General features: G+C 72.3%; 22 protein-coding genes and 1 pseudogene. 9 read left to right on the top strand and 14 right to left on the bottom strand.

Going from position 1 to position 24,953, the window contains the following annotated elements; all coding sequences use genetic code 11:
- Positions 1-540 (top strand): Rv3235 family protein (locus tag ACFFCA_RS17725; RefSeq protein WP_375487203.1); only part of this gene is annotated, 540 nt, incomplete at its 5' end.
- A 75-nt stretch (positions 541-615) separates the two neighbouring features.
- Here ACFFCA_RS17725 and secA read toward each other — a convergent pair.
- Positions 616-3,543: a preprotein translocase subunit SecA gene (gene secA, locus ACFFCA_RS17720; RefSeq protein ID WP_375487201.1), complete on the bottom strand. Its 2,928-nt coding sequence runs from the start codon at positions 3,541-3,543 to the stop codon at positions 616-618.
- Between the two features lie 92 nt (positions 3,544-3,635).
- Here secA and ACFFCA_RS17715 point away from each other — a divergent pair, with 92 nt between their 5' ends.
- On the top strand, positions 3,636-4,763 hold the full coding sequence (locus ACFFCA_RS17715) for a GNAT family N-acetyltransferase (RefSeq protein WP_375487200.1): 1,128 nt from the start codon (positions 3,636-3,638) through the stop codon (positions 4,761-4,763).
- A 12-nt stretch (positions 4,764-4,775) separates the two neighbouring features.
- Here the strand turns inward: ACFFCA_RS17715 and hpf are convergent, their stop codons facing one another.
- The 5 genes from hpf to mtrA all read right to left on the bottom strand — a co-directional run bounded on the left by hpf (position 4,776) and on the right by mtrA (position 10,451).
- The gene (gene hpf / locus ACFFCA_RS17710) at positions 4,776-5,366 is read right to left on the bottom strand and encodes a ribosome hibernation-promoting factor, HPF/YfiA family (protein ID WP_375487211.1); all 591 of its coding nucleotides are present in this window, start codon (positions 5,364-5,366) and stop codon (positions 4,776-4,778) included.
- Positions 5,367-5,498: 132 nt separating this feature from the next.
- The gene (locus ACFFCA_RS17705) at positions 5,499-6,200 is read right to left on the bottom strand and encodes a ComF family protein (RefSeq protein ID WP_375487198.1); all 702 of its coding nucleotides are present in this window, start codon (positions 6,198-6,200) and stop codon (positions 5,499-5,501) included.
- Between the two features lie 134 nt (positions 6,201-6,334).
- On the bottom strand, positions 6,335-8,077 hold the full coding sequence (locus ACFFCA_RS17700; RefSeq protein WP_375487196.1) for an LpqB family beta-propeller domain-containing protein: 1,743 nt from the start codon (positions 8,075-8,077) through the stop codon (positions 6,335-6,337).
- The gene (mtrB, locus tag ACFFCA_RS17695) at positions 8,074-9,732 is read right to left on the bottom strand and encodes an MtrAB system histidine kinase MtrB (RefSeq protein WP_375487194.1); all 1,659 of its coding nucleotides are present in this window, start codon (positions 9,730-9,732) and stop codon (positions 8,074-8,076) included. The genes ACFFCA_RS17700 and mtrB overlap by 4 nt, the downstream gene beginning before the upstream one ends.
- Positions 9,733-9,761: 29 nt before the next feature.
- Positions 9,762-10,451: an MtrAB system response regulator MtrA gene (gene mtrA, locus ACFFCA_RS17690; RefSeq protein ID WP_375487192.1), complete on the bottom strand. Its 690-nt coding sequence runs from the start codon at positions 10,449-10,451 to the stop codon at positions 9,762-9,764.
- A 116-nt stretch (positions 10,452-10,567) separates the two neighbouring features.
- Here mtrA and ACFFCA_RS17685 point away from each other — a divergent pair, with 116 nt between their 5' ends.
- The 5 genes from ACFFCA_RS17685 to ACFFCA_RS17665 are packed head-to-tail and all read left to right on the top strand — an operon-like array spanning position 10,568 to position 15,393.
- Positions 10,568-11,392 (top strand): hypothetical protein, encoded by an 825-nt coding sequence (locus tag ACFFCA_RS17685; protein ID WP_375487190.1) that lies wholly within the window; start codon positions 10,568-10,570, stop codon positions 11,390-11,392.
- On the top strand, positions 11,386-12,033 hold the full coding sequence (locus ACFFCA_RS17680) for a DUF4129 domain-containing protein (protein WP_375487188.1): 648 nt from the start codon (positions 11,386-11,388) through the stop codon (positions 12,031-12,033). The genes ACFFCA_RS17685 and ACFFCA_RS17680 overlap by 7 nt, the downstream gene beginning before the upstream one ends.
- Positions 12,030-13,154, top strand: coding sequence for a DUF4350 domain-containing protein (locus tag ACFFCA_RS17675; protein ID WP_375487186.1), 1,125 nt, complete (start codon positions 12,030-12,032; stop codon positions 13,152-13,154). The genes ACFFCA_RS17680 and ACFFCA_RS17675 overlap by 4 nt, the downstream gene beginning before the upstream one ends.
- Entirely contained in the window at positions 13,151-14,110 is a 960-nt protein-coding gene (locus tag ACFFCA_RS17670) for an AAA family ATPase (protein WP_375487184.1), read from the top strand. The genes ACFFCA_RS17675 and ACFFCA_RS17670 overlap by 4 nt, the downstream gene beginning before the upstream one ends.
- Positions 14,110-15,393 (top strand): DUF58 domain-containing protein, encoded by a 1,284-nt coding sequence (locus ACFFCA_RS17665; RefSeq protein ID WP_375487182.1) that lies wholly within the window; start codon positions 14,110-14,112, stop codon positions 15,391-15,393. The genes ACFFCA_RS17670 and ACFFCA_RS17665 overlap by 1 nt, the downstream gene beginning before the upstream one ends.
- A gap of 12 nt (positions 15,394-15,405) precedes the next feature.
- Here the strand turns inward: ACFFCA_RS17665 and ACFFCA_RS17660 are convergent, their stop codons facing one another.
- Complete coding sequence (locus tag ACFFCA_RS17660; RefSeq protein WP_375487180.1) at positions 15,406-17,031, bottom strand: hypothetical protein; 1,626 nt, start codon at positions 17,029-17,031, stop codon at positions 15,406-15,408.
- Between the two features lie 91 nt (positions 17,032-17,122).
- A complete protein-coding gene (locus tag ACFFCA_RS17655; protein ID WP_375487178.1) occupies positions 17,123-18,118 on the bottom strand; it encodes a stage II sporulation protein M in 996 nt (331 codons plus the stop codon).
- A gap of 39 nt (positions 18,119-18,157) precedes the next feature.
- Between ACFFCA_RS17655 and ACFFCA_RS17650 the strand changes: the two genes are divergently transcribed.
- Both ACFFCA_RS17650 and ACFFCA_RS17645 read left to right on the top strand, forming a co-directional pair.
- A complete protein-coding gene (locus ACFFCA_RS17650) occupies positions 18,158-19,030 on the top strand; it encodes an RDD family protein (protein ID WP_375487176.1) in 873 nt (290 codons plus the stop codon).
- 12 nt (positions 19,031-19,042) lie between these two features.
- Positions 19,043-19,333 carry a GNAT family N-acetyltransferase gene (locus tag ACFFCA_RS17645; RefSeq protein WP_375487174.1) on the top strand — a complete coding sequence of 97 codons (291 nt, stop codon included), beginning with the start codon at positions 19,043-19,045 and terminating at the stop codon, positions 19,331-19,333.
- Between the two features lie 16 nt (positions 19,334-19,349).
- On the opposite strand, the gene ACFFCA_RS17640 is transcribed toward ACFFCA_RS17645, so the two are convergent.
- From ACFFCA_RS17640 to ACFFCA_RS17615, 6 genes and pseudogenes are all read right to left on the bottom strand, one after another.
- Positions 19,350-20,411 (bottom strand): zinc-dependent alcohol dehydrogenase family protein, encoded by a 1,062-nt coding sequence (locus tag ACFFCA_RS17640; protein WP_375487172.1) that lies wholly within the window; start codon positions 20,409-20,411, stop codon positions 19,350-19,352.
- 88 nt (positions 20,412-20,499) lie between these two features.
- Positions 20,500-21,864, bottom strand: coding sequence for a DUF222 domain-containing protein (locus ACFFCA_RS17635; RefSeq protein WP_375487170.1), 1,365 nt, complete (start codon positions 21,862-21,864; stop codon positions 20,500-20,502).
- A 124-nt stretch (positions 21,865-21,988) separates the two neighbouring features.
- Positions 21,989-23,470 (bottom strand): adenosylhomocysteinase, encoded by a 1,482-nt coding sequence (gene ahcY / locus ACFFCA_RS17630; protein WP_375487209.1) that lies wholly within the window; start codon positions 23,468-23,470, stop codon positions 21,989-21,991.
- Positions 23,471-23,668: 198 nt separating this feature from the next.
- A pseudogene (locus tag ACFFCA_RS17625) lies at positions 23,669-23,848 on the bottom strand (MerR family transcriptional regulator); the annotation flags it as partial.
- Between the two features lie 142 nt (positions 23,849-23,990).
- Entirely contained in the window at positions 23,991-24,740 is a 750-nt protein-coding gene (locus ACFFCA_RS17620) for a succinate dehydrogenase/fumarate reductase iron-sulfur subunit (RefSeq protein WP_375487207.1), read from the bottom strand.
- 50 nt (positions 24,741-24,790) lie between these two features.
- A partial coding sequence (locus ACFFCA_RS17615) for a hypothetical protein (protein ID WP_375487205.1) occupies positions 24,791-24,953 on the bottom strand: 163 nt, incomplete at its 5' end.

Here is a 24,953-nt window from a genome sequence, read left to right as displayed (position 1 = left end):
GCCCCGCAGACCGCCGCCGAGCGCACGTCCCGACCGACCGCCCCCGCGCACCGCCCGGCCCTGCGGGTGGTCGTGCGTCCGGCGCCGCACCGCGAGCCACCGTTCGACGACGAGCTCGACCCACCGGTGGCGACGCGGCACGACCGCTGGCTGCCCTTCGAGCGTGCGACGACACTGCCGGGGCCGCCGCCACCACCGCTGCGCCCGAACGGGCTGCCCGACCCGCAGCGGTGGGCGCGCCGCCTGCTGGTGGGGTTGATCGAGACCGCGGACGGCCGGCGCCCGCTGCCGCAGCTGGCCTCGCTGTTGAGCGTCTCGGTGCATCGCGGCCTGCTGACGGACTTCGAGCGGGTCGGCGCGGCCCGGACGACGCACTGGATGCGCAACGCGAGCGTGCACAGCGTCCGCGGCTGCGAGCCCGCCGCCGGGGTCGCCGAGCTGAGCGCGACGCTGCGCACCGGCGCCCGGCTGCGGGCGGTGGCGTTGCGTCTCGAGGAACGGCACGGGCGCTGGGTCTGCACGCGCCTGCAACTCGGCTGAGCCGCCGATCAGGCGGTGTCGGGCCGCTGACGCCCGCCTGCGCCGGGCATCCGGGGGGAGCCCGGCGCAGGCGGGTCAGCGCTTGCGCTTGCGGTTCCCGGAGGGCTTGTTCCCGCGACCACCGCCACGGTTGGGGTTGCTGCGCGACTGCTGTCGCCGCGCGGTGGCCGAGTTCGCGGTCGCCTTCGGCTTCTCGTCGTCGGTGGTGACGGCGGGCGCGTCCGAACCGAGCTCCGGGGAGCTGTAGGTCAGCCCGGCCTGTTCCTTACGGTCGAGGCCCTTCGCCTTCACCGCGCGCTTGGCGCCGTTGCTGCCGGTGCCATTGCTGCCCGAACCGTTGCTGCCGGCAACGCCCGCCTCGTGCTGCTCCTGCGCGGCCTTGAGCAGCGACACGTCCAGCTGCGGGCCGTCGCCGAACTCCTCGACGTCGTCGGGGTCGCCCGGACCGGACTCGATCAGCGGTGTGGCCGTGGGCGCCGGAGCGGGGCCGGCGGTGACGTCGCCGTCCTCGTCGACCTCGACCTCGAGGTTGAACAGGAAGCCGACCGACTCCTCCTTCACCCCGTCCATCATCGCCGCGAACATGTCGAAGCCCTCGCGCTGGTACTCGACGAGCGGGTCACGCTGGGCCATGGCGCGCAGGCCGATGCCCTCCTGCAGGTAGTCCATCTCGTAGAGGTGCTCGCGCCACTTGCGGTCGAGCACTGACATCAGCACGCGCCGCTCCAGCTCGCGCGCGACCTCGACGCCGAGGTCGTCCTCGCGCTGGTCGTAGGCGGCCTGGGCGTCGGCGACGATCTCCTCGAGGAGGAAGTCGCGGGTCAGGTCGGCCTTCTCGCCGCCGGCCTGCTCGATCGCCTCGTCGACGGTCAGCGAGATCGGGTACAGCGTCTTGAGCGCCGTCCAGAGCTGGTCGAGGTCCCACTCCTCCGGGTAACCCGACGACGTCGCGCCCTCGATGTAGCTGGTGACGACCTCGTCGATCATGGGCCGGATCTGGTCGGAGAGGTCCTCACCCTCGAGCACCCGCTTGCGCTCGGCGTAGACCACCGTGCGCTGCTTGTTCATGACCTCGTCGTACTTGAGGACGTTCTTGCGGATCTCGAAGTTCTGCTGCTCCATCTGCGTCTGCGCGGACTGGATCGCCTTCGAGACCATCTTGGCCTCGATGGGGACGTCCTCGGGCAGGCGCAGCATGTTCATCATGGCCGCGACCCGCTCGCCGTTGAAGCGGACCATCAGGTCGTCGCCGAGGGAGAGGTAGAAACGCGACTCCCCCGGGTCGCCCTGGCGCCCGGCACGGCCGCGCAGCTGGTTGTCGATGCGGCGCGACTCGTGTCGCTCGGTGCCCAGGACGTACAGGCCGCCGAGCTCGACGACCTCGTCGTGCTCCTTCTCGACGTCGGCGCGCGCGGTCTCCAGCGCGTCCTCCCACGCAGCCTCGTACTCCTCCGGCGTCTCGTCCGGGGTGATGCCCTTGTCGCGCAGCGCGAGGTCGGCGGTGAACTCGGGGTTGCCGCCCAGCATGATGTCGGTGCCGCGACCGGCCATGTTGGTGGCGATGGTGACCGCGCCCTTGCGCCCCGCCGAGGCGATGACCGCGGCCTCCCGGTCGTGCTGCTTGGCGTTCAGGACCTCGTGCGGGATGCCCTTGCGCAGCAGCAGCGAGGCCAGCCGCTCGGACTTCGCGACGCTCGCGGTGCCGACGAGCACGGGCTGGCCGGCCTCGTGGCGCTCCTCGATGTCGTCGATGACGGCCGAGAACTTCGCGTCCTCGGACTTGTAGATGAAGTCGGTCTCGTCGGCGCGGACCATCGGCTTGTTCGTCGGGATGGGGACGACGCCCAGCTTGTAGGTCTGGTGCAGCTCGTTGGCCTCGGTCTGCGCCGTACCGGTCATGCCCGAGAGCTTGGTGTAGAGGCGGAAGTAGTTCTGCAGGGTGATCGTGGCCAGCGTCTGGTTCTCCTGCTGGATCTGCACGCCCTCCTTGGCCTCGATGGCCTGGTGCATGCCCTCGTTGTAGCGCCGGCCCTGCAGTACCCGGCCGGTGAACTCGTCGACGATCATGACGTCGGAGCCGTTGACGATGTAGTCGCGGTCGCGCTTGAAGATCTCCTTGGCCTTCAGCGCGTTGTTCAGGTAGCCGACAAGCGGGGTGTTGGCCGCCTCGTAGAGGTTGTCGATGCCGAGCTGGTCCTCGACGAAGGCGACGCCGTCCTCCGTGACCGCAACGGTGCGCTTGCCCTCCTCGACCTCGTAGTGCTGGTCGCGCTTCATCCGCGGGGCGATGCGGGCGAACTCGACGTACCAGCGCTGGTTCTCCTCGGCCGGACCGCTGATGATCAGCGGGGTGCGGGCCTCGTCGATGAGGATGGAGTCGACCTCGTCGACCACCGCGTAGTGGTGACCGCGCTGCACCAGGTCCTCGAGCGACCAGGCCATGTTGTCGCGCAGGTAGTCGAAGCCGAACTCGTTGTTGGTGCCGTAGGTGATGTCGGCCCGGTACGCCTCGTGCCGCTTCTCCGGCGGCATGTCGTTGAGGATCTTGCCGACCGACAGGCCCAGGAAGCGGTGCACCCGGCCCATCCAGTCGGCGTCGCGACTGGCCAGGTAGTCGTTGGTCGTGACCACGTGCACGCCTTCGCCGGCGAGCGCGTTCAGGTAGACGGGCAGCGTCGAGACCAGGGTCTTGCCCTCGCCGGTCTTCATCTCGGCGATGTTGCCGAGGTGCAGCGCCGCACCGCCCATGAGCTGGACCTTGTAGTGGAACTGGCCCAGCGTGCGCCGCGCCGCCTCACGCACGACCGCGAACGCCTCGGGCAACAGGTCGTCGAGCGTCTCGTCGTCGGCCAGGCGCGCCTTGAACGTGTCGGTCAGCTCGCGCAGCTCGGCGTCGGTGAGGTCGACGTAGTCGTCCTCGAGCGTCTCGATGTGATCGGCGATCGCGGACAGACGCCGGACCTGTTTTCCCTCACCGGCGCGCAGAATCTTCGCTAGAACCACGCGGCCATCGTACGGGCTGGCACACAGGACGCCGTTCTGGTGCGGAGGCCTCACAGCCGGAACCGGGTTTCCGGCTCTGGCAGGGTGGCCGTGTGGGGTTGTTCCGAGGCGTCGAGCTGGCCGATCTCACCCTGTCCACGGACCGGTTGCTGCTGCGGCGCTGGCTGCCGGACGACGCCGCGCGGGTGTACGAGGCCATGCAGGACGCGTCGACCCGGCGGTTCCTGGTCCACGTGCCCGACCCCTACGGTCGCGGCGACGCGCGCGAGTTCGTCACCGGGGCCGGCCACGAGGGCCGCGACAACGGGACCGGGCTCGGCAGCGCGGTGGTCGAACGGGCCTCGGGACGCGTCGTCGGCGCGGCCGCGCTGCGGCTCCGGGGCGACCCGGAGATCGGGTACTGGGTGGCGCCGGACGCCCGCGGCCACGGTTATGCGGCCGAGGGCACCCGGCTGCTGACCGGCTGGGCGATGGGCCTGGGCGTGCCGCGCGTCGAGCTGCACTGCGACGTGCGCAACCTCCCCTCGGCCCGCACCGCCCTGCGCGCCGGCTTCGCCTTCGAGGGGATCGCCAGTTCCGCCCGTCAGGGCGGTGGCACGAACGGGGTGCCCGCACGGTACGGCGACGACGCCCGCTTCGCCCGGACGGCCGACGACTCCGGCGACGCCGTCGAGCCCGCCTTCCCACGGCTGCCCGACGGCGGGCTGACCGACGGGGTCGTCACCCTGCGCCCGGCGCGGCCCGAGGACGCCCAGGGTTACCTCGAGGACGACGACCCGGTGGCCGTCTCATGGGGTTTCGACGGGCGCCCGCGGACCCACCGGCAGGCCGAGCAGCGCATGGCCGGGGCCGGGCTGGAGTGGCTGGTCGGCCGCAACGCGTGGTTGACCGTCGTCGACGTCGGCACCGGTGCCTTCGCCGGTGACCTGCAGGTACGCCGGGGCGGGCCGCCCGGCGTCGCCGAACTCGGCTACGCCGTGCACCCCGCCTTCCGCGGGCGCGGCTACACCAGCCGGGCACTGCGGCTGATCGTCCCGTGGGTGTTCGAGGTCGCCGGCTTCGGCCGCATCGAGGTGGGCGCGAAGCGAGGCAACATCGCCTCCCAACGGGCGGCGCAGACCGCGGGATTCCGCCCCGACGGCATTCGGGAACGCCGCTTGCGCAATGCCGACGGCAGCTTCGCCGACGAGGTCTGCTTCGTGCTGCTCAGACCGGCGTGACCGGCGCGGGCATCACCCCAGCTTGATTAGCCCGTAGTCGTAGGCGTGACGTCGGTAGACCACCGAGGCGCACTGGGTCTCCACGTCGTGGAACAGGAAGAAGTCGTGGCCGACCAGCTCCATCCGTTCCAGCGCCTGGTCCACCGACATCGGCTCGTCGCTGTGTTCCTTGCGGCGCACGACCCGACCGGGCCCGGCCTCTCCGTCGATGGCGTCCTCGGCGGCGACCTCGTCGGGCTCGAGATCGGTGGGGAGACCGGCCGTCACGTCGGCCACGGATCTCGGCGCCCGCCGCCCGTGGTGGATGCGCCTGCGGTCGGCGGCGGTACGGAGCCGCCGCTCCAGGCGGTCGCCGGCGATGTCCAGCGCCTTGTAGAAGTCCTCGGCGCACGCCTCGCTGCGCACGACCGGGCCGCGCGTGCGGCAGGTGATCTCGATGTGCTGGCAGCTGCCGTTCTGGCGGGGGTTCTTCTCGTGCTGGAGTTCGACGTCGACGTGGTGGATCTTGCTGTCGTAACGCTCGTACTTCGCCAGCTTCTCGAGAACGTGTTCTCGGAAGTGGTCCGGTACGACCACGTTGCGGCCGCGGACGACGACCTCCATCTGCACTGCGACAGTGCCTTGGACCACGGGATTGCCCATACGACCTCCACCATGCTCGTGACGCATCCGGTGCCGCACGGTGGGTACTCGGGCCGTGCGGGCCGAGAAACGCCTTCCTGGATCAGGTCGTCCTCACGCTAGACCGCTGCGCTGGGCGCTGCCAATGGGTAACCGATGAGTACTCGGGGTAGCCGCCACGACGGCGCAGCCCACGACCTCCCAGCCTGCAGCCCGCAGCGCCCGGGTGGCCTCCCGCAACGTGGCGCCGGTCGTCACCACGTCGTCGACCACGACCGCCTGGCGCCGCGCCTGCCACCCGCGCGCCGGTGACCGGGCACGGACGGCACCGTGCAGGTTGCGCTCGCGCTCGGCGCGGCCGAGCCCGGCGGAGTCGCGCACCGCCCGCTCGAGACGCAGGACGCGAGGAGCCACCCGTACCCCGCTGACGACCGCTGCGCTCCGCGCCAGCCGCAGCACGTGGTCCCCGCCGCGCTCGGCGGCCGCCGCACGGGTCGACGGCGCCGTCACCAGCACGACGTTGTCGCAGCTCACCCCCACGAGCGCGAGCAGCTCCTCGACCGAACGGCCGAGGACGACCCCGAGCACGCGGGCCAGGTCGCGGCGCCCGCGTTCCTTGAAGGCCAGCACCGCCCGGCGCATGGCGGTGGCGTAGGCGGCACCCGCCACCACCGGAACGCCGACCGGGTCCGCGGGCACGAGCACCGGCCGGCCGGGCTCGCACTCGCCGCACAGCGCCACACCGGCGGCCCCGCAGCCCACGCACTGTCGCGGCAGGACGAGATCGACGACGGCGGTCAGGAGCGTGGGAGGCACCCGTCCACGATGCCCGGGCTTGAGCTGTGGACGTCGCCCGACGCCGCCCGCTGTGGATGAAAATCCGATGTCGAGACGACGCTGTGGACAACGTCCGCCGCGAGGAACCGAGATGTAGGCGAGCCCACCTCGACCTACTCGACGTAGGCGGGAGCCGAGCCCAGGGCCGGCGTCGACCCGCCGCCCAGGTAGGACCAGGGGATGCCCCTCGACTGCTCGTACACGTTCGCGTCGGCCGCCGCGTACGCCGGCGCGCCCGGCGCGCCGGCCAACGACGCGGGTGCGGCCGGTAGCCCGGTGATGGGGTACGTCGTCCAGGCCGAGCCGTCGGCACCCGTCCGGTAGACGTGCGGTTCCTGCGTCGCCCGGTCGTAACCGATGGCGTTGAGCCGTTCGCCCTCGATCCAGGCCAGGTCCGTGACCATCACGTCGTCGGGGCTGATCTGCTGCAACGACGTGATGCTCACCGACGTCGCAGTGCGCACGACGTCGCCGGTCCACAGCTGCTTGTGCCCAGTCCGGTCGAGCAGCACCAAGGCGATGCGCGAGCCCTCGGGGCTCAACCGCAGCGCCACGACGGTCTGCCCTGCAACCGGTGCCGGCAGCGACACCGGTGACGCGACGATGCGGGAGTCGGACAGCAGGGTGGCGCGGTAGACGCGCGTCCCGGCACCGACCCACGCCTCGACCCGACCCGGGGCGAACGCCGGACGCGAGGTGACCCCAACAACCGACGTGCGGCGCAGCTCGTCGCCCTGCGACCCCATGACGAGCCGGGCCGAGGCTGCGCTACCGGTGACACCGGCCACGGACAGGTTCCCGCCCGGGCCGGAGCGCGACACCGCGAGGGAGGTGAGCGGATAGCGGCCCGAGTTGAGGGGCCCGCCGAGCAGCTGTCGCTTCTCGTCGACGATCTGGCCGCGCCGGATGTAGTACAGCTCCGGCTGCGGAGGCACGACCATGGTGTCGCGGAAGTCGGACGCGGTGAACTCGGTGCTGCCGGAGTCCGGGATCGAGACGGCCGACCCGCCGTCGGTGATCTGCAGGGAGCGGCCGCGGTCGACGTCACCCAGCGTCGCCGCGATCTGCGCGGCGAGCAGGTCCTTGTCGGTCGAGGCGAGCTGCGAGGCCCCCGGGATCTCGATCTTGACCAGGTTGGTGCCGGTCACGTCGATGTGCCGGGTGCCCGACTGGGCCGGCAGGGTGTCGTTGCTGACCGCGTTCTGCAGACCCTTGCTCGGTGCCCCGGCCAGCAGGTTCACCAGCGTCTCGGAGGTGTCAATGGGATCTGTGTCCGGTGTCCAGCGCGCGTCGGGCACCAGGTAGCCGTGGGCGAGGTCGAAGAAGTACACGCTCCGCGGTACGAAGCTGGCGCTGAACTGCGACTCCGTGAGCAACAACCCGCTGTTCAGGCTGTTGATGCGGTACTGGGTGCCGACCTTCGCGATGCCGAAGGAGAACTGCTCGACGGCGGCCTTCCCCGTCGCGGTCACCGGTGTGTAGACCCCGGTCGCGTCCACGCTGCCGAGTTGCGTGGCGTTGACGATGATCGGTTTGCCGGGCGTGTACGCGCCGACGGTCAGCGACGACACCACCGTCACCGTGGTGTCGGTCCACCGGCTGCGGGCGGCCGGGGTCAGGAAGGTGCGCGCCGAGGCGTGCTTGCCGGCGTCCACCGCGTTCAGCCCCAGGAAGGTCCGGACCAGCGATTCCGGCTGCACCCCGGGCTTGGGCGTGACCGTCGACGCAGCCTGTTCCCCGCCGCCGAGACCGACCGTCCGCACGACCTCGGGCGACGACGACTGCGGCACGCCGGTACAGCCCGCGAGCAGCAGCGTCAGGACGAGCAGGGCGACGAAGGCCGACGCGCGCCTCATCGCGCGTCCTCCTCCTCGTCGAACTCGTCGGTCTCGTCCGGGTTCAGCGGGATGGGTGAGGACACCAGGGTGTGCCCGGCGCGCCGGGGCAGCGTGAGCCGGAACTGGGCGCCGCGTCCGCGCTCGCCCCAGGCCTGCAGCCACCCGTCGTGCAGGCGGGCGTCCTCGAGGGAGATGGCCAGGCCGAGGCCTGTCCCCCCCGTCAACCGGCTGCGCGACGTGTCGCCACGCCAGAAGCGGTTGAAGACCAGGCTCGACTCACCCGGGCGCAGCCCGACCCCGTGGTCGCGCACGGTGACGGCCACCGCGTTCGCATCGGCGGCGACGGTGACCACCACCGGCTCGCCCTCGCCGTGGTCGAGGGCGTTGCCGAGCAGGTTGCGCAGGATCCGCTCGACCCGACGGGAATCGATGTCGACGGTGACGGGCTCGTCCGGCTGCTCGACGACGATCTCGCTGCCGTGCCGCGCCGCGAGCACCGCATTGGCCAGGACCGTGCTCGCGACGACGCCGCGGATGTCGACGGTCTCGGATTCCAGGTTGGCCACGCCGGCGTCGTAGCGCGAGATCTCGAGCAGGTCACCGAGCAGCGACTCGAAACGGTCGAGCTCGTCGCGCATCAGCTCCGCCGACCGGGACAGCTCGGGCGGCAGGTCCTCGCGCCCGGCGTAAAGCAGCTCCGAGGCCATCCGGATGGTGGTCAGCGGGGTCCGCAGCTCGTGGGAGACGTCGCTGGTGAACCGGCGCTGCAGACGCGACAGGTCCTCGAGCCGACGGATCTGCCGCTGCAGGCTGGCGGCCATGTCGTTGAACGACTCACCCAGCCGGGCCAGGTCGTCGGTACCGGACACGGCGATGCGCTTGGAGAGGTCGCCGGCCGCCAGCCGACCGGCGGTCTCGGCCGCGACGCGCACCGGGCGCACGACCTGGCGGGTGACGAGCAGGGCGATGGCCAGCACGAGGATGACGAGGGCCAGTCCGGCGATGAAGACGGTGCGCTGGATCAGCGAGACCGTCTGCTCCTCTGCGGTCAGCGGGAACAGGTAGTACAGCTCGAACAGGCCCGAGCGGGCCTTGACGGGTTCACCGACGATCAGCCCGCGCACCGAGCGCGACGAGGCGGTCGTCTGCGGGACGGGCGCGTACTGCAGGGCCAGGTTCCCGGCCTGCACGGTGTCGCGCAGCCCCTGCGGGATCACCGGTGTCGGGGCCTGCTGGGCGATGGTGTCCGACACCGGCACGATCTTGATCGAGAACAGCCCGGCGCTCGTGCCGTTCGCGGTCAACGCGGTGGTCAGGTTCGACTGCGCCTCGCTGACGTCGGGGAACACCCCGGCGTCGACGTCGGCCAGTACCCGCTGCGCCTGCGGCAGCCCGATCTTGGCCTGCTTGACCGCAGCGTCGCGCTTGGCCTTGAGCACACCCCCGTCGACCTTGTCGACGAGGAACAACCCGATGACGAGCACGACGACGACGGTGACGACGACGGTCGTGGCGCCGACGCGCAGCTGCAGCGACCGGCGCCAGGTCCGCGCGACCGCCCGGGCGGCACGGCGCGCACCGCCGGAGACCGCCTCGACCGACGAGCGGCGGGGCGGAACGGGTTCCCGAGGGCGTTCGGCCGCTGCGCGCGCGCCCGCGGGAACGACGTCCACACGCGGCTCAGAGGGGCGGTCGACCCGGGTCAGGGCGGGCCTGCCTTGTACCCGACGCCGCGGACGGTGAGCACGACCTCGGGACGTTCCGGGTCACGCTCGACCTTGGCCCGCAGGCGCTGCACGTGGACGTTGACCAGCCGGGTGTCGGCCGCGTGGCGGTAGCCCCACACCTGCTCGAGCAACACCTCGCGGGTGAACACCTGGCGCGGCTTGCGCGCCAGGGCGACGAGCAGGTCGAACTCCAGCGGGGTCAGCGCCACGGGTGCGCCGTCGCGGGTGACCTGGTGGGCCTGGACATCGATCTGCACGGGCGAGTCGGCGGGGCCGATGGACAGCGCCTCGCTGGCGATGTCCTCGTGGTGCCGCAGCCGCGCCCGCATGCGGGCGACGAGTTCCTTGGGCTTGAACGGCTTCATGACGTAGTCGTCGGCACCGGACTCGAGGCCCAGCACGACGTCGACGGTGTCGGTCTTGGCCGTCAGCATGATGATCGGGGTGCCGCTCTCGGCGCGGATCGAGCGGCACACGTCGATGCCGGACGTGCCGGGCAGCATGAGGTCGAGCAGGACGATGTCGGGCTTGGTGTCGCGGAAGGCCGCGACGGCGCGCGACCCGTCGGCGACGAAGGACGGTTCGAAGCCGTCCGTCCGCAGCACGATGCCCAGCATCTCGGCGAGCGCAGAGTCGTCGTCGACCACCAGCACACGAGGTTTCACCGGTCCATGGTGTCATCCCCATGCTGTGCCGGCGCGTATTCGCAGCCCGGACCCGGCAAGATGGGCTTGATCGTCGGCCCGCGGGCCTGCTCAGTCGACCCGAACGAGGGAGGGACGTGACCGCACTCGACGCGCGTCCCCCCGTCGTCGCTCTGCGTCCCCTGGGTACGGCCGACATCCTCGACGGTGCCGTGCGCCTGGTCCGTCGCCACGCACGCGCCGCGTTCGCACTGTCCGTGCCGTTCGCGATCATCCGAGCGCTCCTCGACACCGCGCTGCGACTGGCCACCGGCTCCCTCGTCACGCAGGTCGCGGTCGTCGGCGGCCTGGCCATCGCCGGCAGTGTCGGCACGATCCTGACCGGGTTCTTGACGCCCGTCCTCGCCGGTGACCTGCTGGGTGAGCGGCTGTCTGCCGGCGACGCCCTCCGCCGGGTCGGGCGCCGGTGGTGGCCGCTCACCGTCCTGTCCGTCCTCGCGGCCCTGGCCGAGAGCGCCGGCCTGTTCGGGGCCGTGGCGGGCGGGGTGTACCTGTGGGGCGTCTGGGCGGTCATCGCGCCGGCCATGATCGTCGAGGGAACGGGTGTACGTCGGGCGTTCGGCCGCTCGCTCGAGCTGGTGCGGGGGTCGTTCTGGCGCACGTGGGGCATCCGCGCCCTCGGGTGGGTGCTGACCTACGTGCTGAGCCTGTTCGTCCAGCTGCCCTTCCTGGCCGCCGCGGGCGTGCTGGCCGACCTCAACCCGCTCGACGCGTCTCGATCGGGACACGCGAGCGGCCTGTACGTCGCCGTGAGCGGCATAGGGACGTTGCTGTCCGTCGCCCTGATCGCACCCGTGACGTCCGCGATCGAGGTGCTCCTCTACCTCGACCTGCGCATGCGCCGCGAAGGCCTCGACATCGCCCTGGCCCTGCACCGAACCGCGCCGGTGACCGCGTGGTGACGGTCGTCCCGCGCCCCGACCCCGTCGGTGGCGAGGAGGCACGACGCGCGGCCCGCGCCGAGCTGCGTCGCGCCGGTTACGACCACGGCGGCCGCAACCCCGCATCACGCATCACGGGGTGGATCGACCGGCACCTGGGGTCGCTGCTGAGTGCCGGCGGCGGCAGCCACGCCCTGCTCCTGCTGCTCGTGCTGGGACTGGCCATCGGGATCGTGTTGGCCGTCCGGGCCGGCGTCCCGGTCCGGCGTCGGCGACGTCGCGGCCCGGCCGACACCGATCCGCTGGCACCGCAGCTCGCCGCCGACCACCGCCGTCTCGCGGGCGACCTGACCCGTCAGGGACGGCACGCCGAGGCGCTGCGCGAATGGCTGCGGGCGGCCGTGCAGACCGTCGAGGAGCGTGGTGTCCTGCCTCCCCGTCCGGGGCGGACGGGTGCGGCCACCGCCCGCGAGGCCGGGCCGTTCCTGCCCGGGGCCGCGGCCGACCTGGCCGCCGCGATGCGTGCCTTCGACGAGGTCTGGTTCGGCGGTCGGCCGGCCACCGAGGGCGACGTCGCGCTGGGCCGGGCGGCGGCCGACGGGGTGGCGTCGTCGCGCATCAGTCGGACATCCGTACCTGACGGTATGGCGGTGCCGAGGTGACCGCGACGGTTCGGGCCGACGCGGTCGTGCGTCCCTGGTGGGGGCGGGCGCGCCTGTGGCTGATCGCCGCGGCGGTGGTCGTGGTCGCGGCCATCGCGCTGGCGGCCCTGGCCGGGACGCCCGGGCGCAGCCTGGATCCACGCTCGGCGAGTCCGGACGGTAGCCGGGCCCTGGCACGGGTGCTCGCCGACTACGGCACGCGGGTGATCCGCACCAGCGACCTCGACACGGCGCGGGCCGCGACGGGCACGGTGCTCGTCACGTCGCCCGACGACTACTCCGACGCCCAGTTGCGACGGCTGACCCGGGCACCGCGGCTGGTCGCGCTGCGGCCCGGCACCCGGGCGACCACGGCGCTGCTGCCCGGGGCGTCGCCGGACCCGGAGACCGACCCCGACACGCAGCCGGGGTGCGGCGCCACCGGCGCCGCAGCGGCCGGTGTCGTCGACCTGCCCGGCGACGCGCTCGTCTACGACCTCGGCGGCACCGGCACGTCCTGCTACGGCGGCGCGGTCGTGCAACGCGGGTCCACCGTCCTGCTGGGGTCGCGCGAGCTGCTGCGCAACGACCGGCTCACCCGCGAGGGCGTGGCCGCTCTCGACGTCAACCTGCTCAGCGCCGACCGCACCTCGACGACGCTCGTCTGGCTGCTGCCCGGCGCCGACGCGGGCGGCAGCGGCCCGGCCAGCGTGTGGGACCTGTTCCCCGACGGCGTGCACCGCGCGTTCTGGTGGCTGCTGCTCGTCGGCGTGCTCGTGGTGCTCTGGCGCGCCCGCCGCCTCGGCGGGGTGGTGCGCGAACCCCTGCCGGTCGTCGTGCGCGCCGCCGAACTCGTCGAGGGGCACGGCCGGCTCTACGAACGTGCCGCGGCCCGCGACCGCGCCGCCGACACGCTGCGCGCCGCCACGACCGCCCGGCTGGTCCGCCGGCTCGCCCTGCCCCGCGGGTCGAGCCCGCAACAGGTGACGGCCGCGCTCGCCCCTCGCGTGCAGCGCAACCCGGCCGACGTCTGGGCCGTGCTGGCCGGGGCCGTCCCCGCCGACGACGCCGGGCTCGTCCGCCTGGCGGCCGACCTCGACGCGCTGGAAGCCGCCGTCGACGACACGAGAGGACACGCGTGACACAGCCCCACGACGCGCACGCCAAGCTGGTGGCCCTGCGGGCCGAGGTCGCCAAGGCGGTGGTCGGCCAGGACGCCGCGGTCACCGGGCTGCTGGTCGGCCTGCTGTGCCGCGGGCACGTCCTGATCGAGGGGGTGCCGGGGACGGCGAAGACCCTGCTCGTGCGGGCGCTGGCCGCGGCCCTCGACCTCGGCACCACGCGCATCCAGTTCACGGCCGACCTGATGCCCGGCGACGTCACCGGCTCGCTGATCTACGACACCGGCACGAGCAACTTCGTGTTCCGCGAGGGCCCGGTGTTCACCAACCTGCTGCTGGCCGACGAGATCAACCGGACGCCGCCGAAGACCCAGTCCGCGCTGCTGGAAGCGATGGAGGAGCGGCAGGTCTCCGTCGACGGACGGCCGCGGATGCTGCCCGACCCGTTCTGCGTGATCGCCACCCAGAACCCGGTCGAGTACGAGGGCACGTACCCGCTGCCCGAGGCGCAGCTCGACCGGTTCCTGATCAAGGTGACGATGCCGCTGCCCGACCGCGACACCGAGAACCGGGTGCTCGCCGCCCACGCCGCCGGCTTCGACCCTCGGGACCTGGCCGGGGCCGGAGTGCGGGCCGTGGCCGGGGCGGACGATCTCGCCGCAGCCGCCCGCGCGGTGCGTTCCCTGCACGTCGACCCGGCGATCCTGTCCTACATCGTCGAGCTGGCGCGGGCCACCCGGTCGGCGCCGTCCGCCGCCCTGGGGGTCTCGCCGCGCGGGGCCACCGCGCTGCTCGCCACGTCACGCGCCTGGGCCTGGTTGTCGGGCCGCGACTTCGTGACGCCCGACGACGTGCAGGCCCTCGCACGTCCGACGATGCGGCACCGCATCCAGCTTCGGCCCGAGGCCGAGATCGAGGGCGTGACGACGGACGGCGTCCTGGAGAACGTGCTGGCGTCGGTGCCCGTACCGCGCTGATGGTGCTCTCGGGTCGCGCGGTCCTGCTCGCCGCGCTGGGACTGCTGCTGACGGGGTGGTCGGCCGCGGCGCTCGGCGTGTACGCGTTGGCGTTCGTCGTCGTCCTGGCCGTCGACGTCGGTCTCGCCGCGCGCATCGCCGACCTGCGGCTGACGCGCGAGCCGGTCGCGCCGGTGCGGCTGCACGAGCAGGGCGCGACCACGGTGGTCCTCGAGAACGCCGGCCGTCGCACGCTGCGCGCGGTGGTCCGGGACGCGTGGGTGCCGTCGGCCGGGGCGGCGCCACGTACGCAGCGAGTGGTGGTGCCGCGCGACGAGCGACGGCGGCTCGCCACCACTCTGACCCCGACCCGGCGGGGCGAACGATCCGCGAGCCGGGTCACGGTGCGGGCGTTCGGCCCCATCGGTCTCGGAGCCCGGCAGCGTCAGCTCCGGGTGCCCGGCACCCTGCGGGTGCTGCCTGCGTTCGCGTCCCGCCGCTTCCTGCCCGAGAAGCTGTCGCGCCTGCGCCAGATCGACGGCGCGGTGCTCGTGCGCCAGCGCGGGCAGGGCAGCGAGTTCGACACGTTGCGCACCTACGTACTCGGTGACGACGTGCGGGCCATCGACTGGCGGGCCACCGCGCGTTCGCGCGACCTCGTCGTGCGGACGTGGCGCCCGGAGCGGGACCGGCACGTCGTGCTCGCGCTGGACACCGGCCGCAGCTCGGCGGCCCGGGTCGGGGACGAGCCGCGCCTGGACGCCGCCCTCGACGCGTGCCTGCTGCTGGGTGCGCTGTGCGCCCGGGCCGGTGACCGCGTGGCGCTGGTCGCGGCCGACGTAGAGGTGCGCGCCCGCCTCGGCCTCACCGGTGGCCGCGACGTGCTGCCCAGGCTGGTCGGCGCGCTCGCCCCGCTCGAGCCGGCGCTCGTCGAGACCGACCCGCAGCTGCTCGCCGGGCAGGTCCTGCGCCAGGTGTCGAAGCGGTCGCTGGTCGTGCTGTTCTCCTCGCTCGACACCGCGGCCGACACAGGGTTGCTGCCCGCGGTGCGTCGCCTCGTCGGCCGGCACGAGGTGCTCGTCGCCTCGCCGTCGGACCCCACGCTCGACCAGCTGGCCACGAGCCGCGCCGACCCGCTCGAGGTGTACACGGCCGCCGCTGCCGAGCAGGCCGTGCTGGCCCGCGCGACCGTCGTCGCCCAGCTGGACCTCGCGGGCGTGCACGTGGTCGAGGGGCCGACCGACGTGTTCGCGTCACGGGTGGCCGACGCCTACCTCGACCTCAAGGCCGCCGGGCGGCTCTGAGCCTGCGCAGGGTCAGATCGCGGTGCCGGTGTGCCAGACGAGGTGATGGCCGCGCTCGCTGTAGATCGCCGCGTCCCCTGCTCCGGTCACCTCGAGGGCGGCACCGGGCGAGTGGGTGTGCGTCGACCACACCGTGTGGTGGTGCGCAGTGCGCAGCACGATGTCGCCGTCGTCGAGCATCCGGAGCCGGATCCCACCGCGGCCGGCGGTGTGCTTGCTCCACACGACCTTGCCGGCACGAGTGACCACCACGTTGCCGTACCGGTCCAGACCGAACCGCACCGTGCCCCATCCGACGCTGTGCCCGCGGTGCAGGGCACCCTGCGGCCGAAGCATGGCCGACGCAGGGGTCGTCACCGGCCCGAAGTCGGTGGTCCAGACGGCGACCTGCGTCGCGGTCACGATCTCGGCCCGCTGCGCGTTCGTGACGACGAAGCGGTTGCCGGAACGGGTCCCGTGCGACCCGCTGCTCCAGATGACCCGTCCGGCGGCGGTGCGCACGGTGAGGTAGCCCGGCCCGAGAGTCAGACGGCAGGAATCCGTGTTGACCCGTCCGGGAAACGCTTGCCAGACGTAGGCCTCGGACGAGTCCGGTCGAAGCATGAAGAAACCCGGATTGCACCCACCGGCGAACAGGTAGTTCGTTCGGCCGGCCGCCGACACGTCGGGAGACGGCCCGACGAGGAAGCGTTTGCGCTGCCACGGATCAGGCACCTGGGTGACGAGGCTCTGGCCTTGGTACAGGGTGGTCCCGGGGATGCCCACCCGTGAGACCTGCACGGACTGACCGGAGGACACCCCCCGGAAGCTCACGGCGTCGGCGTCGGCGGCCTGCGTCCCAGGGCGCAGGTCGACGACGAACTTGGCTACGCCGTGCGCGTCGGCGACGGTCGTCACCCCGGTCGCATTACGGGTGCGATTGGTCTGGCGGATCGTCTCCCCCGGCGCGAAGCAATTCGCCGTCCGATGTACCTGCCACGGTGAGTAGATCTCGAGGCGCGGGTCGGAGAAGACGGGCGCAGCCCGCGGAACGGACCAGGTGTAGCCGACCGCCGGGTTGTCGGCCAGGTGCGCATGAACGTCGACGACGGCCGGCAGGTCGGACGCGCCCGTGATGGTTGCCTGCAGAGTGCCGTCCGAGGCGCGCGCGGCCACCGGATCACCGACGAGGTGCGGTCCGTCCACGACGTAGTCCCCGTCGGCGATGCCCTGGACCCGCAACGTCGCTGGTGCTGCCGGGCACGGCGACGCGCTGGGGATCGGGTCGGTGAAGGTCTCGTGCGCCGCGGCGAGAGTCGAGCCGGGGTCCTCGGTGGCGACGAGATGCACGTCGAAGCCGTCTCGGGTCGCGCTCACCCCACTCGTGCCGCTGATCGTGGTGCGCAGGTACCCCGAGGACGTGGTGGTGAATACGTAGGAGGCCGTCCCGGAGTCGAAGGCGCCGCCATCGGTGGTGAGCGTGTACGACGTGTCGGGCGTCAACCCGGACGCCGTCACGGTGAACGAGGCCCCCCGCAGGTGTGGGGTATCGGCCTGCAAGGTCGGCAGGGTGTCGGCCCCGGCGGCCGAAGGGAAAGCAAGCAGTCCGGCGAGAACAACGGCGGACAGGACGGCGGCACGGACCGTACGGCGGCGCATGGGACCTCGATCATTCTGCGAGCCCCGACGGCCGCGAACACATGATCACCGGCACCAAGGCCCATCGTCAAGTCTGCGTCAGACGGCCTCGTCAGACCACAGGGACGAGGTTCTCGCGCTCGTCGTCGGGCAGGTCGCCGGTCGCCGCGTCGCGCACCCCGCGGCGTCCGAACACGACCACGTAGGTGACGAAGGCGATCTCGGCCACCGCGCCGATGCCGATGCGCGCCCACGTCGGCAGCCCGGACGGCGTGACGAAGGCTTCGATCACCCCGGAGACGAGCAGCACCCCAACCAGCCCCAGGGACACCACGGCGGCCTGCCGGCCGGCGGCGGCGAGGGACTGCGCGCGCGGCAGCGCTCCCGGCGCGACCCACGCCCAGCCGGTACGCAACCCGATCGCCGCAGCGACGAAGACCGCGGTGAGCTCGAGCATGCCGTGCGGCAGGATGAGGCCGAAGAACAGCTCGCCGCGGTGCGACCCGATCATGATGCCGCCGACGAGGCCGACGTTGATCGTGTTCTGCAGCAGCACGTACAGCGTGCCCACCAGCGTCACGCCGAGGAACAACGCGAGCGCAGCGACCACGGCGTTGTTCACCCAGACGTGGGCCGCGAACGACTGCGCGGGGTGGGCCGAGTAGTAGTCGGCGAAGTCCTTGTCGACGAGCTTGCGGACCTCGCTGTCGGGCAGCACGCGACGCACGCGTTCGGGGTGGGCGCGCAGCCACAGCCACATCGCAGCGGACACCCCGAGGCTGGCCAGCGCCACCGACACCGACCACCGCCACGTCCGGTAGACGATCACCGGGAAATCGACGGTCAACCCGCGCGCGAGCGCCGACCAACCCCGCACCGGCGGCGTGCCGATCGCGGCCGCACGGGAGCGCGACAGCAGGCCGGACAGCCGCGTGCTCAGCGCGGCGTCGGGCAGCCGCGACTGCACGAGCGACAGGTCGGTGGCCGTACGGCGGTAGAGCGTCACGAGTTCGTCCGCCTCGCCGCCGTCGAGCCGCCGGCGGCGCGCGAGCACGTCCAGGCGCTGCCAGTCGGCCGAGCGCTGGGCGATGAAGGTGTCGAGGTCCACGGTGCGCCGAGTGTAGGGCGCGCGCTCTACGCTGCCCGGATGGACACCGACCGCGCGCTGGTCTCCGGTGAGGGGGTGCGCCTCGTCCTCGATCGTGCCGGCGTCGGCTCGCGGACGATCGCCGCGGCGGTGGACGTGCTGATCCAGGCGCTGGCGCTCATCGTGCTCGTGCTGGTGGACGTCGCGATCGTGGGCTCGGCCGACGACGCGGCGACGGCCGCTGTCGTGCTGGTCGAGGTGGTGCTCGTCCTGGCCGGGTACCCGATCGTCGCCGAGTGGACGAGCAAGGGACGCACGCTCGGCAAGGCGAGCATGGGGCTGCGCGTGGTCCGCGACGACGGCGGGCCGATCGGCTTCCGGCAGGCCCTCGTCCGCGGCCTGGCCGGCCTGGTGCTGGAGAAGCCCGGCCTGCTGTTCCCGCTGACCACCATCGCGGGGGTGTTCACGATCGCGCTGAGCGACTCCGAGAAGCGCATCGGCGACATGATGGCCGGCACCGTGGTGCTGAACGAGCGCGCGGGCGATCAGACCCTGGGCGTTCCGCCCTGGTGGGTGGCGCCCCCTCTGCAGGCCTGGGCGATGTCCGTCGACCTGCACCGCCTCGATGACGCGCTGGCCCTGCGGGTGCGACAGTTCGTGAGCCGCGCCCACAGCCTGACCGTGCCCGCGCAACTCACCCTCGGGGAGGAGCTGCGGGCGCACGTGCTCGCAGTCGTCGCCCCGCCGCCGCCGGCCGACGCCCCCACACCGTTCGTCCTCAGCGCCCTGCTCGTCGAACGCCGCCGACGGGCGGAGCTGGCCGCGGCTCCGGTGCCGTACGCGCCGAGCCACTTACCTCCGACCGTGCCGGGGCCGTTCGCTCCGGTCCCGACCTCGACGGGCGGCAGCTCGCCGTTCGCACCACCCCGCTGACCGGAGGCCCTGATGAGCGAGCAGCAGGTCGAGGTCGTCGACGATCCAGAGCGGCAGCGCTACGTCGTGCGGTGGGGCGGCCAGGACGCCGGCCTGGCCGCGTACCGGCGCGGGCCCGGCGTCGTCACCTTCACCCACACCGAGGTCGACCCGTCCTTCGAGGGGCACGGCCTCGGCTCGCAGCTCGCGGCCGCCGCCCTCGACGACGCACGGCGCCGGGGCGAGAAGGTGGTGCCGGTCTGCCCGTTCATCCGCGGCTGGACCGACCGCCATCCCGCCTACGCAGACCTCGTCGCCGACTGAGCCGAGCCCTGCCCGGTCAGGCTCCCGGCACGATCACCTGGGTTCCGACGGGTGACGCCGTGCTCATCCGGGCCAGTGCGCCGTCCGGACCCGCGACGTCGTCCAGGGTCAGCACGGCGGTGACGAGCTCGGCCGGCTGCAGCCGCCCATTGACGATGTCGTCGAGCATCGTCGGGTAGTCGCGCGCGGCCATGCCGTGGCTACCAAGGATCTCGAGCTCGCCGGCGATCACGGCAGCCATGGGAAGCGGCGGGTCCGCGTCCCTACCTGCGAGCAGGCCCACCTGCACGTGCCGACCGCGTGGCCGCAGCGACAGGATCGCGGCGCGGCAGGTGTCGGCCGAACCGAGGGCGTCGACGGTGACGTGCGCTCCCCCGCCCAGGGCGTCACGCACGGCGGCCGCCACGTCGGACGACGACACGAGGCCCGCGACATCCACGGTGCACGCGGCCCCGAGCTGCCGGGCCCGTTCCAGCGCGCCGCGGGAGACGTCGACGGCCACGACCCGCGCGCCGCGCTCGGCGGCCATCATCACCGCGGACAGCCCGACCCCGCCGCACCCGAAGACGGCGACGTGGTCTCCGTCTCGCACCCGGCCGTGCGCGGTCACGGCCCGGTAGGCGGTCGCGAACCGGCAGCCGAGGGCGGCGGCATCGACGAAACCCAGGTCGGCGGGCAGCTCGATGACGTTGAGGTCGGCCCGCGGGAGGGCGACCCGCTCGGCGAACGAGCCCCACGCCGTGAAACCGGGTTGGAACTGGTCCTCGCAGACCTGCTCCGCCCCGGCGAGGCAGGTCGGGCAGCGTCCGCAGGCGCAGACGAACGGCACGGTGACGCGCTGGCCCAACCGCACCCGCGACACGTCGGCGCCGACCTCTAGGACCACGCCCGCGAGCTCGTGACCGGGCACGTGCGGCAGCGCGATGTCTGCATCGTGGCCGACCCAGCCGTGCCAGTCGCTGCGACACAGCCCGGTGGCCCGGACCTCGATGACCACGCCGTCAGCCGGCGCGACCGGATCCGGGACCTCGCGGACCTCCGGTGGCGCACCGAACCTGTCGAACACCAATGCTTTCATCGCAGCACGGCCGCACTCCCGTCATGACCCGGCCGGGACGGTCGGTACGCCGGGTCGTTCCCGGACCGTAGCGCGAGGCTCCGCACACCTAGGACGCGTGGGCGTGGTGGTAGACGAGGTCGACGATGCGCCTGCGGACCCGGAACCCGACTTGCACCGGTTCCAGATCACGCGCCGGCTGCACATGACCCGTGGGCTCGGAGGCTCGCGGTGGGTCTGGGGCACGGCTCCGGTACCGATGGCCGGTGGGGGTGCTGGTCTCGATGGCGCCCTCGGGTGTCGTGGTTTCTTGCCAGCCGGTGGCCTGTTTGGCGTAGTTGCAGGCCTCGCAGCGGCCGGCGGCGTTGTCGACGGCGGTGCGGCCACCGGCCGCGTTGGCCTGCACGTGGTCGGTGTGCCGGACCGGGGCGTCGCACCAGGGGGTGCGGCACCGGGCCTGGTCGCGGAACCGGACGAAGCGGCGCTGGTTGGCGGTGAAGGTGCGGGCACGGGTCTCCATCGCGGCCAGCTCCCCGGTGGCCGGGTCGCGGAACAGCCGGCGCAGCCACCGGGGCGCGTCGGTGTCCTGTTCGGCCCCGTCGCCGCCGGCCAGGGCGAGCGCGCGGGCGATGCCGGCGGGAATCGGGCCGTACCCGACCAGTTCGGCGGGTTCGGTGTCGCCGGCGAGCAGGGTGCGGTCGGTCATGACCAGCTCGACCTCGACCGGCACCGCCGGCGCACTCGCCTGACCGGTGAGCCGTTCGACGAGGGTGTCGGCCATCACCTGCCCCCGCCCGCGGTCGTCCCCGGCCGCCACCGTCAGATCCGCGTGCCGACCCAGCGCGGCATACGCGGCCACCCCTTGCGCGACCGGTAGCAGCGCGGTCAGCCGACACATCGTGTCCGGCGCCGGCCGCACCGACACCCGCCGGTCCTTCGCCGCGGCCCGTGAGCGGTCGACGAAACCGGCCGGGTCCAACCGGTAGGCGGCCCTCCTCGCTTCGGCCTCCACCCGGCGATCCGACCAGCCCGACAGCTGCCCGGCCAGCTCCGCGTCCACGACCGCACGGTCCTGCCGGGACAGGAACAATGTCTCCCGAGCCACGAGGATGGCCCGCCGCTCCGACACCCGGCCGGCCCGCAGTTCGGCGAACGTCGCCGGCAGTTCCCGGGTCAGCACCGCACACCAGCCGACGTAGCGGCGCGCCTGCCACGGCGACACCCGCCGCGCCAACGCCACCTGCGACGCGACACCGCGGTCCTGACGATCCACCGGCTCACCCGCCGTCGCCGCCACCGCCCGCCGGGACGAGGCGAAGGCTGCCGTCACCGCGGCCTGCGCGGCCGCCGCCGCCGACTTCAACTCCTCCAGCAGGCGCAGCTGATCGACCCGGGCCGTATCATGGCCCGCAGGCTCCAGCGCACGGACGACAGCCAGGACCCCTGCCAGCCCGCCACGCGCCTCGTCGTTCATGCGTTCGATTATGGACCTGGGGTCCGGCAACAACAAGGCTTGGCGACGCCAACGCTCCACAGGAACGACGAACGGGCCGGACCGCAGTGCGGTCCGGCCCGTCAGCGGGTCGTGATGCAGTGAATCAGTAGCGGTAGTGCTCCGGCTTGTACGGGCCGGCGACGTCGACGCCGATGTACTCGGCCTGGTCCTTGCTCAGCGTGGTCAGCTTGGCGCCGACCGCGTCGAGGTGTAGACGCGCAACCTTCTCGTCGAGGTGCTTCGGCAGCGTGGTGACCGTCGGCTTGCCGTCGACGATGTAGTTGTCAGGGTTCTTGTGGATCTCGATCTGGGCGATCGTCTGGTTGGCGAACGACGCGCTCATCACGAAGCTCGGGTGGCCGGTGGCGTTGCCCAGGTTCAGCAGGCGGCCCTCGGACAGCACGATGATCGAGTGGCCGTCGGAGTACTGCCACTCGTGCACCTGCGGCTTGACCTCGATGCGGTTGATGCCCGGGGTCTTGGCCAGCCCGGCCATGTCGATCTCGTTGTCGAAGTGGCCGATGTTGCCGACGATGGCCTGGTGCTTCATCTTGGCCATGTCGTCGGCCATGATGATGTCCTTGTTGCCGGTCGTGGTGACGAAGATGTCGGCCTTGCTGATGACGTCCTCGAGCGTGACGACCTCGAGGCCGTCCATGGCCGCCTGCAGCGCGCAGATCGGGTCGACCTCGGTGACGACGACGCGGGCGCCCTGGCCGCGCAGCGACTCGACCGAGCCCTTGCCGACGTCGCCGTAGCCGCAGACGACGGCGAGCTTGCCGGCGATCATGACGTCGGTGCCGCGGTTGATGCCGTCGATGAGCGAGTGGCGGCAGCCGTACTTGTTGTCGAACTTGCTCTTCGTGACCGAGTCGTTGACATTGATCGCCGGGAACAGCAGCGTGCCCGCGCGCTCGAACTCGTACAGGCGGTGGACGCCCGTGGTGGTCTCCTCGGTGACGCCGATGATGTTGGCGCCCATGCGGGTGTACCGGCCGGGGTTGTCGACGATCGAGCGGCGCAGCAGGTTGAGGATGACCGTGTACTCCTCGGAGTCGGTGTCCTCGGCCTGCGGGACCGCGCCGCCGGCCTCGTACTCGGTGCCCATGTGGATGAGCAGCGTGGCGTCACCGCCGTCGTCGACGATGGAGTCCGGGCCGCTGCCGTCGGGCCAGGTCAGCATCTGCTCGGTGCACCACCAGTACTCCTCCAGCGTCTCGCCCTTCCAGGCGAACACCGGGATGCCCTGCGGGTTCTCGGGGGTGCCGTTCTTGCCGACGACGGTCGCGGCGGCGGCGTGGTCCTGGGTGGAGAAGATGTTGCAGCTGACCCAGCGGACGTCGGCGCCGAGGGCGGCCAGCGTCTCGGCCAGCACGGCGGTCTGCACGGTCATGTGCAGCGAGCCGGCGATCTTCTTGCCCTTGAGCGGCTGCGAGGGGCCGAACTCCTTGCGCAGGGCCATCAGACCCGGCATCTCGTGCTCGGCCAGGTCGATCTCCTTGCGGCCGAACGTGGCCAGGCTGAGGTCGGCGACCTTGAAGTCGGTCACGCTGCCGGCGCTGTCGGCCGTGAGGGTGGCAGTCACATGTGCTCCTTGAGAGACGGTGTCCTTGCGGGCGGTCTCGGCGACCGGTGGTGCCGAGAAGGTGTCGGGAATGGCCAGGCGGCGGTAGATCCCGGCGCCGGGTGGTGCGGCCGATCGGTGAAGCGGTCCGAACCAGTCGTCGACGGCCCGGGCGACCTGCGGATCGGTGCGCATGCGCAGCTCGAAGGCAATGTCGCTGATGCTCAGACCCTGCGCGTCGATGAGCTCCCGCAGCTTCTGCAGGCGATCGATCTGACGCGGCCCGTACTGCCGGTGGCCCCCGGAGGTGCGCAGGGCGGCCACGAGGCCGGCCTGTTCCAGGTAGCGGAGCATCCGCTGCGACCAGCCGGTCGCGGCAGAGGCTTGCTGAATGGTCATCGACTGCATCGTGGATGAACTTACCACGATCGTGTCAGGTTTGCCGACCAGCGGGAGAAAACACGCGGCGAGACGATGAACGCCCCCTCCCGCCGGTCCGGACCGGCGGGAAGGGGCGTTCACGACTGAGCGTGGGACGGAACTACTCCCCCGGCGCCTTGCGCGCCGACTTCAGGAACTCGCGGTTCATGTTGACGATGCTCGAGAACGGGATGCCCTTGGGGCACGACGCCACGCACTCGCCGACGTTGGTGCAGCCGCCGAAGTCCTCGGCGTCCATCTGGGCCACCATGCCGCGGGTGCGCTCGGTGCGCTCCGGCTGGCCCTGCGGGAGCAGGTTCAGGTGCGTGATCTTGGCCGAGGTGAACAGCATGGCCGCGCCGTTCGGGCAGGCCGCCACGCAGGCGCCGCAGCCGATGCAGGTCGCGTTCTCGAACGCGCGGTCGGCGTCGGGCTTGGGCACCGGCGTCGAGTGCGCCTCGGGGGCCGCGCCGGTGGGCGAGGTGATGTAGCCGCCGGCCTGGATGATCCGGTCGAAGGCGGTGCGGTCGACCACGAGGTCCTTGATGACCGGGAACGCCTTGGCCCGCCACGGTTCGACGTCGATGACGTCGCCGTCCGCGAACGCGCGCATGTGCAGCTGGCAGGTGGTGGTCTGCTCGGGCCCGTGCGCGCGGCCGTTGATGACGACGCCGCACGAGCCGCAGATGCCCTCGCGGCAGTCGTGGTCGAACGCGATCGGCTGGCCGCCGTCGAGGATCAGCTTCTCGTTGAGCAGATCCAGCATCTCGAGGAACGACATCTCGGGGGTGATCTCGTCGACCTGGTAGTCGACCATCTTGCCCTCGGCCTCGGGGCCGGCCTGGCGCCACACCCGGACGGTCAGGCTCATGCTGTTGCCGGCCGCGATGTTGCCGGCCGTGGTGTCTTCGGTGGTGCTCGTCATGCGTAGCTCCGTTGCGCGAGATGGACGTAGTCGAACACGAGGTCCTCCTTGTGCAGGACCGGCTTGCTGTTCTCGCCGACCCACTCCCACGCCGCGGCGTAGCTGAAGTGCTCGTCGTCGCGTTCGGCCTCGCCGTCGGCGGTCTGGTGCTCCTCGCGG

Source organism: uncultured Jatrophihabitans sp., assembly GCF_964252635.1.
In the GTDB taxonomy this organism is placed as follows: Bacteria; Actinomycetota; Actinomycetes; order Mycobacteriales; family Jatrophihabitantaceae; genus Jatrophihabitans.
The sequence above is the reverse complement of the archived record's forward strand: the minus strand, read 5'-3'. Positions and strand labels throughout refer to the sequence as shown.

Bases quoted from the DNA above. Each gene is read 5' to 3' on its own strand.
- ACFFCA_RS17640 (WP_375487172.1), bottom strand. From the start codon at position 20,411: ATGAAAGCATTGGTGTTCGACAGGTTCGGTGCGCCACCGGAGGTCCGC.
- ACFFCA_RS17700 (WP_375487196.1), bottom strand. From the start codon at position 8,077: ATGAGGCGCGCGTCGGCCTTCGTCGCCCTGCTCGTCCTGACGCTGCTG.
- ACFFCA_RS17660 (WP_375487180.1), bottom strand. From the start codon at position 17,031: ATGCGCCGCCGTACGGTCCGTGCCGCCGTCCTGTCCGCCGTTGTTCTC.
- ACFFCA_RS17650 (WP_375487176.1), top strand. From the start codon at position 18,158: ATGGACACCGACCGCGCGCTGGTCTCCGGTGAGGGGGTGCGCCTCGTC.
- ACFFCA_RS17635 (WP_375487170.1), bottom strand. From the start codon at position 21,864: ATGAACGACGAGGCGCGTGGCGGGCTGGCAGGGGTCCTGGCTGTCGTC.
- ACFFCA_RS17665 (WP_375487182.1), top strand. From the start codon at position 14,110: ATGGTGCTCTCGGGTCGCGCGGTCCTGCTCGCCGCGCTGGGACTGCTG.
- ACFFCA_RS17645 (WP_375487174.1), top strand. From the start codon at position 19,043: ATGAGCGAGCAGCAGGTCGAGGTCGTCGACGATCCAGAGCGGCAGCGC.
- hpf (WP_375487211.1), bottom strand. From the start codon at position 5,366: ATGGAGGTCGTCGTCCGCGGCCGCAACGTGGTCGTACCGGACCACTTC.
- ACFFCA_RS17620 (WP_375487207.1), bottom strand. From the start codon at position 24,740: ATGAGCCTGACCGTCCGGGTGTGGCGCCAGGCCGGCCCCGAGGCCGAG.